This window comes from Allobosea thiooxidans (genome assembly GCF_900168195.1).
Classification (GTDB): domain Bacteria; phylum Pseudomonadota; class Alphaproteobacteria; order Rhizobiales; family Beijerinckiaceae; genus Allobosea; species Allobosea thiooxidans.
This window is the reverse complement of sequence record NZ_FUYX01000011.1, coordinates 27,509-40,576: the sequence shown is the minus strand read 5'-3', so window position 1 is coordinate 40,576 and position 13,068 is coordinate 27,509. Positions and strand designations below refer to the sequence as shown.

14 protein-coding genes are annotated in these 13,068 nt (G+C 68.3%); 11 read left to right on the top strand and 3 right to left on the bottom strand.

The window, feature by feature from the left end; all coding sequences use genetic code 11:
- Positions 1-388: 388 nt before the first annotated feature.
- Both B5Y19_RS18415 and B5Y19_RS18410 read right to left on the bottom strand, forming a co-directional pair.
- Positions 389-829: a DUF6163 family protein gene (locus B5Y19_RS18415; RefSeq protein WP_055726276.1), complete on the bottom strand. Its 441-nt coding sequence runs from the start codon at positions 827-829 to the stop codon at positions 389-391.
- 2 nt (positions 830-831) lie between these two features.
- A complete protein-coding gene (locus B5Y19_RS18410; protein ID WP_055726275.1) occupies positions 832-1,887 on the bottom strand; it encodes an enoyl-CoA hydratase/isomerase family protein in 1,056 nt (351 codons plus the stop codon).
- Positions 1,888-2,137: 250 nt separating this feature from the next.
- On the opposite strand from B5Y19_RS18410, the gene hemB reads away from it, so the two are divergent.
- The 5 genes from hemB to B5Y19_RS18385 all read left to right on the top strand — a co-directional run bounded on the left by hemB (position 2,138) and on the right by B5Y19_RS18385 (position 6,951).
- The gene (hemB, locus tag B5Y19_RS18405) at positions 2,138-3,193 is read left to right on the top strand and encodes a porphobilinogen synthase (protein ID WP_055726274.1); all 1,056 of its coding nucleotides are present in this window, start codon (positions 2,138-2,140) and stop codon (positions 3,191-3,193) included.
- Positions 3,194-3,275: 82 nt separating this feature from the next.
- On the top strand, positions 3,276-3,647 hold the full coding sequence (locus B5Y19_RS18400) for a GatB/YqeY domain-containing protein (RefSeq protein ID WP_055726273.1): 372 nt from the start codon (positions 3,276-3,278) through the stop codon (positions 3,645-3,647).
- Positions 3,648-3,793: 146 nt separating this feature from the next.
- A complete protein-coding gene (locus tag B5Y19_RS18395) occupies positions 3,794-5,134 on the top strand; it encodes a branched-chain amino acid ABC transporter permease (RefSeq protein ID WP_055726272.1) in 1,341 nt (446 codons plus the stop codon).
- A 41-nt stretch (positions 5,135-5,175) separates the two neighbouring features.
- Entirely contained in the window at positions 5,176-6,420 is a 1,245-nt protein-coding gene (locus B5Y19_RS18390; RefSeq protein ID WP_055726271.1) for a threonine ammonia-lyase, read from the top strand.
- 57 nt (positions 6,421-6,477) lie between these two features.
- A complete protein-coding gene (locus B5Y19_RS18385) occupies positions 6,478-6,951 on the top strand; it encodes an RDD family protein (protein WP_055726270.1) in 474 nt (157 codons plus the stop codon).
- A gap of 53 nt (positions 6,952-7,004) precedes the next feature.
- Here the strand turns inward: B5Y19_RS18385 and B5Y19_RS18380 are convergent, their stop codons facing one another.
- Positions 7,005-7,835 (bottom strand): class I SAM-dependent methyltransferase, encoded by an 831-nt coding sequence (locus B5Y19_RS18380; RefSeq protein ID WP_055726269.1) that lies wholly within the window; start codon positions 7,833-7,835, stop codon positions 7,005-7,007.
- A 160-nt stretch (positions 7,836-7,995) separates the two neighbouring features.
- On the opposite strand from B5Y19_RS18380, the gene B5Y19_RS18375 reads away from it, so the two are divergent.
- The 6 genes from B5Y19_RS18375 to B5Y19_RS18350 all read left to right on the top strand — a co-directional run bounded on the left by B5Y19_RS18375 (position 7,996) and on the right by B5Y19_RS18350 (position 13,033).
- On the top strand, positions 7,996-8,760 hold the full coding sequence (locus B5Y19_RS18375) for an arginyltransferase (protein ID WP_055726268.1): 765 nt from the start codon (positions 7,996-7,998) through the stop codon (positions 8,758-8,760).
- A 114-nt stretch (positions 8,761-8,874) separates the two neighbouring features.
- On the top strand, positions 8,875-9,522 hold the full coding sequence (locus B5Y19_RS18370; protein ID WP_055726267.1) for an RraA family protein: 648 nt from the start codon (positions 8,875-8,877) through the stop codon (positions 9,520-9,522).
- Positions 9,523-9,678: 156 nt separating this feature from the next.
- Entirely contained in the window at positions 9,679-9,993 is a 315-nt protein-coding gene (locus B5Y19_RS18365) for a UxaA family hydrolase (RefSeq protein WP_055726266.1), read from the top strand.
- Positions 9,990-11,189, top strand: coding sequence for a UxaA family hydrolase (locus B5Y19_RS18360; protein WP_055726265.1), 1,200 nt, complete (start codon positions 9,990-9,992; stop codon positions 11,187-11,189). The genes B5Y19_RS18365 and B5Y19_RS18360 overlap by 4 nt, the downstream gene beginning before the upstream one ends.
- Positions 11,190-11,267: 78 nt before the next feature.
- The gene (locus B5Y19_RS18355) at positions 11,268-11,636 is read left to right on the top strand and encodes a hypothetical protein (protein ID WP_055726264.1); all 369 of its coding nucleotides are present in this window, start codon (positions 11,268-11,270) and stop codon (positions 11,634-11,636) included.
- Positions 11,637-11,671: 35 nt separating this feature from the next.
- Positions 11,672-13,033: a PepSY-associated TM helix domain-containing protein gene (locus B5Y19_RS18350; protein ID WP_055726263.1), complete on the top strand. Its 1,362-nt coding sequence runs from the start codon at positions 11,672-11,674 to the stop codon at positions 13,031-13,033.
- The last annotated feature ends 35 nt before the right edge of the window (positions 13,034-13,068 follow it).

Here is a 13,068-nt window from a genome sequence, read left to right as displayed (position 1 = left end):
TAAATATCAGGATGAATCAGGGATTTACCCCTTTGGGTGAATCGTAGGTGAAGCCAGAAACGCTTAAGCTAAAGCGATTCTTACCATGACTCGGCGCAATCGAAGGGGCGTGGGACGTCGTTCCGGGGCGTCGCCCTCGGGTCCGGCCTTCGGTCGGCCCAAGGATAAACTCCGCGATGAGCCGGCACCCGAAGACCACGCCACACCCGTCATGGTCGGGCTTGTCCCGACCATCCACGTCTTCGTCGATGAAGGGCCGTGTTCAAGACGTGGATGCTCGCCACAAGGGCGAGCATGACGAACTGGAGCGGCCTCGCGCCATGGATCCAGACTCAGGCCTTCGGCCTGCTCTGGAAAGACGGAGCGGTCCCGACGCTCATGCCGGCCACTACTCGGCCTCGTTCTCCGCCGCCCAGGTCGCCAGGAAATAGACCGCCATCAACGCGATATAGATGCCGGCGAGCCAGGCCGTCATCGGCACGAAGCGTGGAAAGAAGAAGCCGAGCAGCATCTGGCTGATCGCCGCCAGCAGCCAGAGGACACCGCCCCAGGTCGAGGTCAGCCAGAGCCCGACGGCGGCGACCAGATCGATCACCGCGAAATAGACGATGATTGCCTGATAGCTGAGCAGCCGGTTCTCGAAGGGCGGCTGCGAATTGCCGGGCAGCCCGAAGATCACCGCCCAGGCGGTCAGGCCCTTCGCCAGCCAGAAGGCTGAAAGCAGCCGCAGGAACCAGACGAGCAGCAGTCGCCAGCGGTTGGCGCGCTTCTCGCCGTCCTCTCCGGCCCGGGCGCCGCGCAGGGCCTCGCCGTCACCGCCAAGACCCAAGCTCAGCCCTCCAGCCCGAGTTCGTCGGCACCCAGCGACGCGAAATAGGCGTCGATGTCGGCCTGACGCACGGCTTCGAGCGTCGCCGGGACCCAGCGCGGCGCCTGGTCCTTGTCGATCACCACGGCGCGCACGCCCTCGTAGAAATCATGCCCGCGCGCGATGCGCGAGACGATGCGGTATTCGGTGCGCATCGCCTCGGCGAAGTCGAGCGCTCCCCCGCGCCGCATCTGCTCGAAGGCGATGGCGACGCTGGTCGGGGACTTCGCCGTGAGCGTCTGCAGAAGCTTGCCCGCGAAGGCGTTGCCGCCGGTGGCGGCCCGCTTCAGGCCGTCGACGATGCCCGGCAGGGTCTCGCCGGCAAAGACCTCGGCGATCAGGGCGCGTTCGCCCTGGAGCGGCCCGGGATCGCGCGCGACGGCGAAGGCGGCGAGGATCTCGTCGAGCGCGCCGGGCCCGGCCAGCGCATCGGCCAGCTCCGCCATCCGGGCGCTCGGCACGCCATGGGTCGCGAGCCCGACCGCAAGCGCGTCGGCGGCGCCGATGCGCTCGCCGGTCAGCGCCAGGAAGCGGCCGAAGGCGCCCGGCAGGCGCGGCAGGGCATAGGTCGCCCCGACATCCGGAAAGAAGCCGATGCCGACCTCGGGCATGGCGAAGAGATAGCGGTCACCGGCGATGCGGTGGCTGCCGTGCAGCGAGATGCCGACGCCGCCGCCCATGACGATGCCGTCGATCAGGGCGACATAGGGCTTGGGATAAGTCTTGATGCGGTGGTTGAGGATGTATTCCTCGCCCCAGAAGGCAAGCATTTCGTCATGACGGCCGGCCTTGCCGCAATCATGCAGCCAGCGGATGTCGCCGCCGGCGGAGAAGGCCTTCTCGCTGGTGCTGAGGACGACGACGCGGGTGACTCGCGGGTCGTTCTCCCAGGCATCGAGCGCGCGGGCGAGCTCGCGGACCATGCCGAGGCTCAGCGCGTTCAGCGCCTTCGGCCGGTTGAGCACGACGACGCCGGCTGCGCCGCGGATCTCGCAGATGATGTCCTGGTCCTGCGTCATGGCCCGCTCCGGTTGCGATGGGGCGGTTCTGGAAGGCGGGGGCAGGCTTGTCAACGCGACGGATAGGCAAGCGCGTTTCGGTCTCGCCGCACGAAACCGCCCGCCCCGCGCCTTGCGCCACGCAAACAGCAGCATTGCGACCATGCGCCCTGTTTTGGAACGGTTCCGATGTGATATGTAAACCGCCTGCCGACATCGCCTGTTCGACGAATGCCGGGCCGTTCTCGTTCATCGCTTGAGGCACAGTTTGATGGAATCCCGGGTCGTGCGGCCTTTCCCCGCTCCTCAGTCGCGCCAGGACGAGGCGCATGCCGCGTCTTCGCTCGGGCTCACCCGCCGTATGCGCCGCAACCGCAAGGCGGAGTGGTCGCGCCGGCTGGTGCGCGAGGCCGCGCTGACGACCGACGATCTGATCTGGCCGATCTTCCTGATGGACACGCCCGAGGCCCGCTCTCCGGTCGAATGGATGCCGGGCGTCGACCGCCTGAACATCGACGAGGCCGTGCGCCAGGCCGCGGAGGCCGCCGCGCTCGGCATCCCGGCGATCGCGCCCTTCCCCTATGTCGACAAGGCGCTGCGCGACCCGACCGGCTCGGAAGCGCTCAACACCAACAATCTGATGTGCCGCGCCGTGCGCGCCATCAAGGCCGCGGTGCCGCAGATCGGCATCATCTGCGACGCCGCGCTCGACCCCTACACCTCGCATGGCCATGACGGCGTCATGGACGGCGAGCGGGTCCTGAACGACGCCAGCGTCGCGATCCTCGTCCAGCAGGCCCAGGCACTCGCCGATGCCGGCGCCGACGTCATCGCGCCCTCCGACATGATGGACGGGCGCGTCGGCGCGATCCGCGCCGCGCTCGACGGCGACGGTCATGAGGACGTGCAGATCATGGCCTATGCGGCGAAATACGCTTCGGCCTTCTATGGCCCGTTCCGCGACGCGATCGGCACCAACGCCACGCTGGTCGGCGACAAGCGCACCTACCAGATGGACCCGGCCAATTCCGACGAGGCGATCGCCGAGGTGATGCTCGACCTCGAGGAAGGCGCCGACATGGTGATGATCAAGCCCGGCCTGCCCTATCTCGACATCGTGGCGCGCGTGAAAGACCATTTCCGCGTGCCGACCTTCGCCTACCAGGTCTCCGGCGAGTACGCGATGATCATGGCGGCGGCGAATAATGGCTGGCTCGACGGCGACAAGGCGATGCTCGAGAGCCTGCTGGCCTTCAAGCGCGCCGGTGCCGACGGCGTGCTGACCTATTTCGCGCCGCGCGTCGCCAAGAAGCTGAAGGCGGGCTGACCTTCTCCGTTTCGAACGATCGCCTTTTCGGCCTGCGCGGGAACCCGCTCCCACGCTGTCGGAGGTGGACACGGTTCCCAGCATGACGACCGATGAGAGCCTCGGCTTCCTGGCCTTGCTGAAAAACGACCTGCGGGACGCGATGCGGGCGCGGAACGCGGCCGAGATCACGACCCTGCGCGGCTTGATCGCCGCGGTCGACAACGCCCAGGCCGTCCCGGTCGGCGACCGGCACGAGACCTACGTCTTTCATGCGTTCGGCGACGGCGCGGTCGAAGTGCCCCGCAAGGCACTGGGCAGGGCCGAGCTGCTCCGGCTCGTCGAAACCGAGATCCGCAGCCGCAGCGATGCGGCCGACGACTATCGTCGCCTCGGGCGCGACGACAAGGCTCGGGACCTGTCCCAGGAAGTGGAGATCCTGAGCCGCTACGGCGTGCCACTCGCCTCGGGCTAGCCACGGAATCTCCCGCCGCCCGCCCGGGCGCAGCGGGATCAATCACAGCATGACTGCGATACTGGCTGCCAGCGCCGTCTCCGGCCTGCCCGTCCGCATCGGAGCCATGTTCCAAACGGCACGGGCAAGCGCTACCGTCGCCCGGCATGCGCCCGCTCCTCCTGTCGATTCTGGCTACCATCGCGCTCGCGCTTGCGGGCTGCGGCGCCAATTTCGACACCGACCAGATACGGCTCTGCCGGCAGGCGATCCCGCCGCTCAATCCCCCCAACGCCCGGATCGTGATCGAGCGCACCACCACGGGGCCGGTGCCGCGCGCGCTGAGGCTCCTCTACCGCGTCCAGCTCGGCGACGGCGTATCGCGCCATCGCAGCATCGACTGCCTCTTCGCCGGGGAAGGCAGCGGGCCGGGCCGCGGCGCCCTGATCGGCATCGCCTCCGACGGGCGCCCCATGGCCGATGCCAGCTTCTACCTGCTGCGACGCTTCTATCTCGAGAATCGCACCGAGCCGCCGCCGGACCCGGAGGCGACTTCGGCCGAGGATCTGACGGCGATCCCGCGCGGGCTCGCCTACGGCCTGCAACAGGGCCTGAGCGCCCTGCCCTCGGCGGCGATCTACAGCCTGCTCGCGGCAGCCTATGCGCTGGTCTACGGGCTGACCGGGCGGATCATCCTGAGCTTCGGCGAGTTCGCGGCGCTCGGGGCCCTGGCCTCCGTCGTGGGGGTGGCGCTGCTGCTCTCGCTGGCGCTCTCGACCCCCCTTTCCGGGCTCGTCGTCGCCTTCTCCGTCGCAATCCTGGTCTGCGCCCTGCATGGCTTCGCCATGGGACGCTTCGTACTGCGCCGCCTCGAGCGCGCCAGCGGCCAGCAGATGCTGATCGCCACGATCGGCCTCGCCATCGCGATGTCCGAATATCTCCGGCTGGCGCAGGGGCCGGAGCTGCGCTGGCTGCCGCCCGTGTTCAATACCCCGATCCCTCTCGCCCATGCCGGCGACTTCATCGTCACGCTAAACCCGCTGGCACTGGCGCTCGCCGTCATCGGCCTCGGCACCGCACTTGGCCTCGTCGCGCTGATCCGGCACACCGCCTATGGCCGGGCCTGGCGCGCGGTCTCCGACGACGCCGGCACCGCCGCGCTGTTCGGTGTCGACGCGCGCGCCGTCCACGATGTCGCCGTGATCCTCGCCTGCGCCGTCTGCGGCATGGCCGGCGTCATCGTGACAGTGATCTATGGTGGCATGGGCTTCGCCGGCGGCTTCTCGCTCGGCCTGAAGGCGCTCGTCGCCGCCATCCTCGGCGGCATCGGCTCGGTCAGCGGCGCGGCACTGGGCGGGCTCTGCATCGCCGTCTTCGAGGCGGTCTGGTCGGCGACGCTGCCGATCGAACAGCGCGACCTCGCCGTCTATTCGCTGCTCGCGATCGTGCTGATCTTGCGCCCGGGAGGCTTTTTCGGCGATGGCGATCTGACACCACGACAAGTCTGACGCACAGAGTCCGACGACAGAACACCGGGACGGAACGCATCATGAGCGAAACCTTCGCCATCACCCCCGAGGACATCGACGCCGCGGCGAGCCGAATCGAAGGGCATGTGCTGCGTACGCCGCTGGTGCCCGCCCCGCGCCTGTCGGCGCTGACCGGCGCGACCGTGCTGGTGAAGCACGAGAACATGCAGGCGACCGCCTCGTTCAAGGAGCGCGGCGCGGTCAACAAGCTGCTCTCGCTCGACGACAGCGAGCGGGCGCGCGGCGTGATCGCCATGTCGGCCGGCAACCATGCCCAGGCCGTCGCCTATCACGCGAAGCGCTTCGGCATTCCCGCGACGATCGTGATGCCCGAGACGACGCCGCTGGTGAAGGTCGAGAACACCCGCGCCCATGGCGCGCGCGTCGTGCTTCATGGCGAGACGCTCTACGAATCGAGCCAGAAGGCGCATGAGCTCGCCGGCACCGAGAAGCTCGTCTTCGTCCATCCCTATGACGACCCGGCGGTGATGGCCGGTCAGGGCACGGTGGCGCGCGAGATGCTGGCCGACGAGCCCGATCTCGACGCCTTGATCATCCCGCTGGGCGGCGGCGGCCTGATGGCCGGCAACGCCATCGCCGCCAAGGCGATCAAGCCCGGCATCGAACTGATCGGGGTCGAGGCCGATCTCTACCCCTCGTTCTTCAATGCCGTGCATCGGCAGGACCGGCCGATCGGCGGGCCGACACTGGCCGAGGGCATCGCGGTCAAGACCGTGGGCCAGCTCACCTTGCCGATTGTTTCCAGCCTCGTCAGCGACATCGTCCTGGTCGGCGAGGACCTGATCGAGCGCGCGGTCAACGCCTATGCAAGCCTTCAGCACAGCCTGGCGGAAGGCGCCGGCGCGGCCGGGCTCGCCGCGATGCTGAAGGAGCCGAAGCGCTATGCCGGGCGCAAGATCGGCCTCGTGCTCTGCGGCGGCAATATCGACACCCGCCTGCTCGCCGCGATCATGGTGCGCGAGCTGGAGCGGGAGGACCGCATCGTCGCCTTCCGCCTGACCACCGCCGACCGGCCGGGACTGCTCGGCAAGATCGCGAGCCTGCTGGGCAACGAGGGCGCCAACATCCTCGAGGTGAGCCATGGCCGCCTCTTCCTCGACGTGCCGGCCAAGGGCGTCTCGCTCGACGTCACCGTCGAGACGCGCGGCGAGGCGCATTCGCGCACGATCGAGAACGTTCTCGCCGAAAACGGCTTCGCGCCGCGGCGCATACTGCCGCGTGGTCTTGCGGAACCGGGACACTGACCAAACATTGTCGACCAGAGGCCGCATTTCGCGCGCCGATGGAGGATCGAAGTCCCGATGAGCGACACCCGCTATAGCCGGCCGCCTATCACGGCGCTGGAACAGCGCCCCTACCAGAACGTCAGCGGCGTTCTCGGTTCGCGCCTGTTCGCCTGGCTCATCGACATCGTCGTGCTGTTCTTCCTCGGCTGGCTGGTCGTCGTCCTGCTGGCCCTGCTCGGCATCGTCACCTTCGGCGCGACCTGGCTGCTGATCCCGATCGCCGCGGTGGCGACAGCGCTCGGCTATGCCGCGCTGACGATCGGCGGGCGGCACCAGTCGACCTGGGGCATGCGCGTCGCCGGCCTCAGGGTCGAAGCCGCCGATGGCGGCCGGCCCGAGGGGCTCGCCGCCGCTGTGCATGCGCTGCTGTTCTATGTCGCGGCCGGCACCTTCCTGCTCTGGCTGCTCGACGTCGCCTGCGGCTTCGCCCGCGCCGACCGGCGCATGGGCCACGACCTCCTGACCGGCCTCGTCGTCGTCCGGGCCTGAGGAACCCTGGATCGCCGCCTCCCTCCGAGGACCTGCGGCGATCCATCCCTCGTCTAGAATCGGAACCGCAGGAGCCGGCCGATCCGCGACAGGGCCGGGATCCAGCCGAAGAGCTCGACCGCCATTCGCGCCGGCAGCGACATGCGTGCGATCTGGCGCGGATCGTACCCGTCCGAGCCGTATCCCGTCAGTTCCTCGACCAGTTCCAGCCGCGGCAGATCGGCGGTCAGCTCCGATGGATCGTCAAGCGACCAGTGCAGCGTCGCGCCGGTCGCGCGGATGGATGGCTGCCAGGCGATGAGGGCCAGGCCCAAAGCGCTATAGGCATCGAAGGCCAGCTCGCCGCCCGGAACATGGGCGATGAGGCGGTCGAGCAGGCGCAGCACGTCCTGCGGCTCCAGATAGGGCAGCAGGCCCTCGGCGATGACGAAGGTCGACCGGTCCCCGGGCACGGCCTCGAGCCACCCCGGCTCGGTGACCGACGAACCCAGCAGCCGGCAGTTCTGGCGCGGCGGATAGAGGCGCTGCCGCAGGGCGACGACATCGGGGTAGTCGACGTCGAACCAGAGAATGCCCGGCGGCGGCGCAACGCGAAAGATGCGAGAGTCGAGGCCGCAGCCCAGATTGAGCACCGTCGCCTCGGGATTTCGCGCGATGAAGTCCCGCGTCCAGCCATCAATGACATGGGCACGCAGGGCCACGCCGATCATCATGTCGCGATCGACCCCGAGCCGGGAGAAATCATAGTCGATCCGGGCCATCGCCTCGGCGGCGAAGCGATCCTTGAGAAGCGAATCGTGCAGCCGGCTTTCGCCCGCCTTCGCACTAAGCGTGACCAGGAGGGTTTCCTTCGCGCCGCTGAGCGTCACCTTCTCCCCGGCCATCGCCACACTCCACGCGCGCCAGCTGCGCTGCAGTCGACGCCGGGAAGATGTCGGCAGCAAGATCGCCGCGATAAGAGCGACCCTTGCCGCGCCACACGCTTGTTGCCATCGCCGCCGATGCTACATTGAAGGGGCGCAGCTTTTTCCGGAGCCGGTCGACGTGACGCGCCCGTTGCGGGATGCCCCGCAATTCTATCTGACCTCCCCGACCGCGTGCCCCTATCTGCCCGGGCGCGAGGAACGGAAGGTGTTCACCCATCTCGTCGGGGCGCGGGCGCGCGAGCTCAACGACGTGCTCTCGCAGGGTGGCTTCCGCCGTTCGCAGAGCATCGCCTACCGGCCTGCCTGCGAGACCTGCCGGGCCTGCGTCTCCGTCAGGATCTGCGTCGACGATTTCCGCTATTCGCGCGGCTTTCGCCGGGTGCTCGCCCGCAACGAGGACCTGATCGGCGAGGCCAGGGCGCCGCAGCCGCGCTCCGAGCACTATTCCCTGTTCCGCTCCTATCTCGACGAACGCCATCCCGACGGCGGCATGGCGACGATGTCGGCGCTCGACTTCGCGATGATGGTCGAGGACACCCATGTCGAGACCCAACTGATCGAGTATCGCCGGCGCGGCCCCGATTCCGGCTTCACCGGCCGCGGCGAGGGCGACCTCTTCGCCATGGCGCTGACCGACACGCTCGGCGACGGCCTCTCCATGGTCTACTCGGTCTATGATCCGGGCCTGGAGCTGCGTTCGCTCGGCACCTTCATGGTGCTCGACCACGTCGCCCGCGCACGGCGGCTCGGGCTCCCTTACGTCTATCTCGGCTATTGGGTCGCCGGCTCGCCGAAAATGGCCTACAAATCCCGCTTTCTGCCGCAGGAGCGGCTGATGCCACAGGGTTGGGAGCGCGTCGACCACGCCGATTCAACCGTTTGAAACGCATCAGCGACGCGCGGAAAATGCGCTTGCGACACCCCCCTCCTCCCGGCACTGTGCCGCCCACGGCGAAACGCGGCAGGTGAGCCGCGACCAGTCCCGCCCGGAGGAAATATGAGCGACGAACTGACCCAGCGGCTGGAGCGCTGCTACACCGGCATCATCCACGACACGATGCGCGCCATGGGCCTGAAGGACTTCGTGCTGCCCACGGAACTGCGCCCGCTCCTGCCCGGCCAGAAGCTCGCCGGCCCCGCCTTCACCGTCGAAGGCAAGTTCGGCGAGTTCGACGCGCATGAGACACTGCTCAGCTGGACCGGCCTGCTCTCCGCCGCCAAGCCCGGCCATGTCTGGGTCTGCCAGCCGAATACCGAAGAGGTCGCGCTGATGGGCGAGCTTTCGGCCGAGACGCTGAAGAACAAGGGCGTGCGCGGCTGCGTCATCGACGGGCTCTCGCGCGACACCGAATTCATGGTCGAGATGGGCTTCCAGGCCTATTTCAAGGCCTATACGCCGCGCGACATCGTCGGCGCCTGGCTGCCCAAGGCGGTCGACGAGCCGATCAAGATCGGCGACGTCTGGATCCGCCCCGGCGACTACATCCTCGCCGACCGTGACGGCGTCGTCCGCATTCCCTCGGAGATTATCGAGGAGGTCCTGGAGACGTCGGAGGCCTCGATCTCGGCCGAGAACAAGGTCCGCACCGCGATCCTGGCCGGCACCGATCCGCAGAAGGCCTATCTGCAGTACGGCAAGTTCTGAGAGGTTTTCAGCCCTCATCCTGAGGAGCCGCGGTACGCGGCGTCTCGAAGGATGGTCCAGATGGTTTCGGAGCCTCCGTGAGCATCCTTCGAGACGCCATTTCCTCGGAAATGGCTCCTCAGGATGAGGCTCCCTTCCCCGAGAGGCCTCGACACCATGTCCCACGATCCGCGCCTCATCCTGCTCGATCCGCGCGACAACGTCCTGGTCGCGCGGGTGCGGCTGAAAGCCGGCGAGACGATCGAGACCGGCTCCGGTCCGGCCGCGCTCGACCGCGACATCGCGCTCGCGCACAAGATCGCCCGCCGCGCCATCGCGGCCGGCGAGAAGATCCTAAAATACGGCGCGCCGATCGGTGTCGCGACCGAAGCGATCGCTCCGGCCGCGCATGTCCATGTCCACAACATGCGCAGCGACTACACGCCGACCTATCATCTCGAAGACGAACGCAAGGCGGGAGCCTCGGCATGAGCGCGATGCGCGGCTATCTCCGGTCCGACGGGCGCAAGGGCATCCGCAACACCGTCGCCGTCGCCTATCTCGTCGAATGCGCCCACCATGTGGCGCGCGAGATCGCCCTGCCCTGGCGCGAGGAAGGCGTCCACGCGATCGGCTTCCCGGGCTGCTACCCGAACCCCTATGCCGAGCGGATGATGGAGCAGCTCTGCACCCATCCGAATGTCGGCGCGGTGCTGCTGATCTCGCTCGGCTGCGAGAGCTTCAACAAATATGCGCTTGAACGGGCGGTGCGCGCCACCGGCCGGCCGGTGAAGACGATCATCATCCAGGGTACGGGCGGCACCCGCGCCTCGATCCGCGAGGGACGCGCCTGGGTCGAGGAGCAACGCATCGCCCTCGATGCGCAGGAGACGGTGCCGATGGCGGTCTCCGAACTCGTGATCGGCACCGTCTGCGGCGGCTCGGACGGCACCTCCGGCATCACCGGCAACCCGGCGGCGGGACGCGCCTTCGACCAGCTGATCGCCGAGGGCGCCGCCTGCATCTTCGAGGAAACCGGCGAGCTGATCGGCTGCGAGCACATCATGGCGGCGCGCGCGATCACGCCCGAACTCGGCGCCGAGCTGGAGAAGTCGGTGGCCAAGGCGGCGCGCTACTACGCGACGCTGGGCTATGGCTCCTTCGCCGCCGGCAATGCTGAGGGCGGGCTTTCGACCATCGAGGAGAAGTCGATGGGCGCCTATGCGAAATCCGGCGCCTCGCCGATCTCCGGCCTGATCAAGCCCGGCGACGTGCCGCCGCATGGCGGGCTCTATCTGCTCGACGTCGTGCCGGACGGCGAGGTCCGCTTCGGCTTCCCCAACATCAACGACAATGCCGAGATCGCCGAGCTGATCGCCTGTGGAGCGCATTGCGTGCTGTTCGTCACGGGGCGCGGCTCGGTCGTCGGCTCGGCGATCTCGCCGGTGGTGAAGATCTGCGCCAATCCGGAGACCTATCGCCGGATGTCCGAGGACATGGATGTCGATGCCGGGCGCATCCTCGAAGGCCGCGCCAGCCTCGATGAGGTCGGCACCGAGATCCGCGACCTCGTGGTCTCGCTCGGCCAGGGCGGCAGGACGAAGTCGGAAGAGCTCGGCCATCAGGAATTCATCCTGACCTACAAGAGCTTCGAGCCGCTCGGCCCGGCCTGCCTGCCGGCAGCGTGAGCGCAGGCGCGTCATCACGCGCGCTTCCGCAGCGGAGGCGGATCGGCTAAGCCCGTTCGCATGAAGGGGACGGGAGGGATGAACTGGCACAGGAGCGCGCTCGCGCTGCTGGCCGTCTATGTCCTCGTCCTGCAGACGACGCTCGCGGCGCTCGCCGCCGGGCTCATGGCGCAGCCCTCGGCCGCGCTCCTGCATCCGCTGTGCACGCCCGGCCAGACGGCTCCGGTAGACCCGGCCTCGGACAGCAGCGACGCCAGACTGCCGGATTGCTGCGCGAGCCTGTGCCTCTCTGCCGCGATCGCACTGCCGCCGCCCGCCACGTCCTTCGCCGTCGCCCGGCGCGAACCGGCGCCGCATGTCATCTCCGCGCGGCCGGCAACGACCGTCGCGCTTTCCACGGCGCATGGCTACCCGCTCGGCGCCCGCGCTCCACCCGTCCTGGCCTGAAGCCCCTTTCCTTCAGCTCAGACCAGGATCCTTCCATGACAACCGTCTCCACGGCGGCGGCCGCGCCCGAGCGCGCGGACCGACGCGCCGCATCCTTCTATCGCGCCGTCTGGCGCTGGCATTTCTATGCCGGACTGATCACCCTGCCCTTTCTCATCCTGCTGGCCGTGACCGGTGGACTCTACCTCTTCCGGGCCGAGATCGACGGCCTGATCCATCGCGACCTGAAGCAGGTCGAGGCCCGCGCGACGGGCGAGCGGCCGCCGACCGAGATCGTCGCCCAGGCAGTGAAGACCTTCGCCGGCCAGCCGGTAAAATACGTGCCGCCGGAAACCGCGAGCGCTTCCGCCGAGGTCACGATCCGCGACGCCGCCGGCGCGCGGATGGTGGTCTATGTCGACCCCTATAACGCGCGCGTGCTCGGGCAGATCCCGGATCGCGGCACCGTGATGTGGGTTATCCGCCAGCTGCACAGCCTCGCCTATTTCGGACCGGTGGCGAACGGCGTCATCGAGATCGTCGGCGGCTGGGCCATCCTGCTCGTGCTCACCGGCCTCTATCTGTGGTGGCCGCGCAGGCAGAGCGGCGGCGTGCTCTCCGTGCGCGGCAAGCCGCGCCAGCGCGTATTCTGGCGGGATCTGCACGCGGTGACGGGGGTCGTCGCAGGCGGCTTCATCCTCTTCCTCGCGATCACGGGCATGCCCTGGTCCGTGCTCTGGGGCGCCAAGGTCAACCAGTGGGCCAACGGGAACAATTTCGGCTACCCGGCCGGTGTCCGCGTCGCCGTGCCGATGTCGGACGAGCACCTCGCCCATGCCGGCCCGACCTCCTGGTCGCTGGAGCAGGCCAAGGTGCCGGAATCGGCGTCGACTGGCGGCAAACCGATCGATCTCGATGCGGCGGTCGCCGCATTCGACCGCCTCGGGCTGACGCGCGGCTATGCCGTCAACCTGCCGGGCGGCCCGAGCGGCGTCTACACCGGCTCGGTCTATCCGAAGGACATGGCGTTCCAGCGGGTGATCCATCTCGACCAGTACACAGCCAAGCCGCTGATCGACATGAGCTATGCCGATTACGGCCCGCTCGGGAAAGCGCTGGAATGGGGCATCAACGTCCATATGGGCCAGGAATTCGGCCTGGCGAACCAGTTGCTGATGCTCGCGGTCTGCCTCGCCATCATCCTGCTCGCCGTCTCGGCGCTGGCCATGTGGTGGAAGCGGCGGCCGCAAGGCTCGCTCGGCGTCCCGCCGCTGCCGGGCGAAAGAGGTACGATGCGCGTCGTCCTCGGCCTGCTCGCGGTCGGCGGGATCGTCTTCCCGCTGGTCGGGCTGTCGCTGATCGCGATGGGACTGGTCGATTTCATCGCGACGAGAAACGTGCAACCCGGACGCACATAGGCTGGAAAACGCCCCTGCCGGGACCCAGGCCACGA

Bases quoted from the DNA above. Each gene is read 5' to 3' on its own strand.
- B5Y19_RS18410 (WP_055726275.1), bottom strand. From the start codon at position 1,887: ATGACGCAGGACCAGGACATCATCTGCGAGATCCGCGGCGCAGCCGGC.
- hemB (WP_055726274.1), top strand. From the start codon at position 2,138: ATGGAATCCCGGGTCGTGCGGCCTTTCCCCGCTCCTCAGTCGCGCCAG.
- B5Y19_RS18400 (WP_055726273.1), top strand. From the start codon at position 3,276: ATGACGACCGATGAGAGCCTCGGCTTCCTGGCCTTGCTGAAAAACGAC.
- B5Y19_RS18395 (WP_055726272.1), top strand. From the start codon at position 3,794: ATGCGCCCGCTCCTCCTGTCGATTCTGGCTACCATCGCGCTCGCGCTT.
- B5Y19_RS18390 (WP_055726271.1), top strand. From the start codon at position 5,176: ATGAGCGAAACCTTCGCCATCACCCCCGAGGACATCGACGCCGCGGCG.
- B5Y19_RS18385 (WP_055726270.1), top strand. From the start codon at position 6,478: ATGAGCGACACCCGCTATAGCCGGCCGCCTATCACGGCGCTGGAACAG.
- B5Y19_RS18380 (WP_055726269.1), bottom strand. From the start codon at position 7,835: ATGGCCGGGGAGAAGGTGACGCTCAGCGGCGCGAAGGAAACCCTCCTG.
- B5Y19_RS18370 (WP_055726267.1), top strand. From the start codon at position 8,875: ATGAGCGACGAACTGACCCAGCGGCTGGAGCGCTGCTACACCGGCATC.
- B5Y19_RS18365 (WP_055726266.1), top strand. From the start codon at position 9,679: ATGTCCCACGATCCGCGCCTCATCCTGCTCGATCCGCGCGACAACGTC.
- B5Y19_RS18360 (WP_055726265.1), top strand. From the start codon at position 9,990: ATGAGCGCGATGCGCGGCTATCTCCGGTCCGACGGGCGCAAGGGCATC.
- B5Y19_RS18355 (WP_055726264.1), top strand. From the start codon at position 11,268: ATGAACTGGCACAGGAGCGCGCTCGCGCTGCTGGCCGTCTATGTCCTC.
- B5Y19_RS18350 (WP_055726263.1), top strand. From the start codon at position 11,672: ATGACAACCGTCTCCACGGCGGCGGCCGCGCCCGAGCGCGCGGACCGA.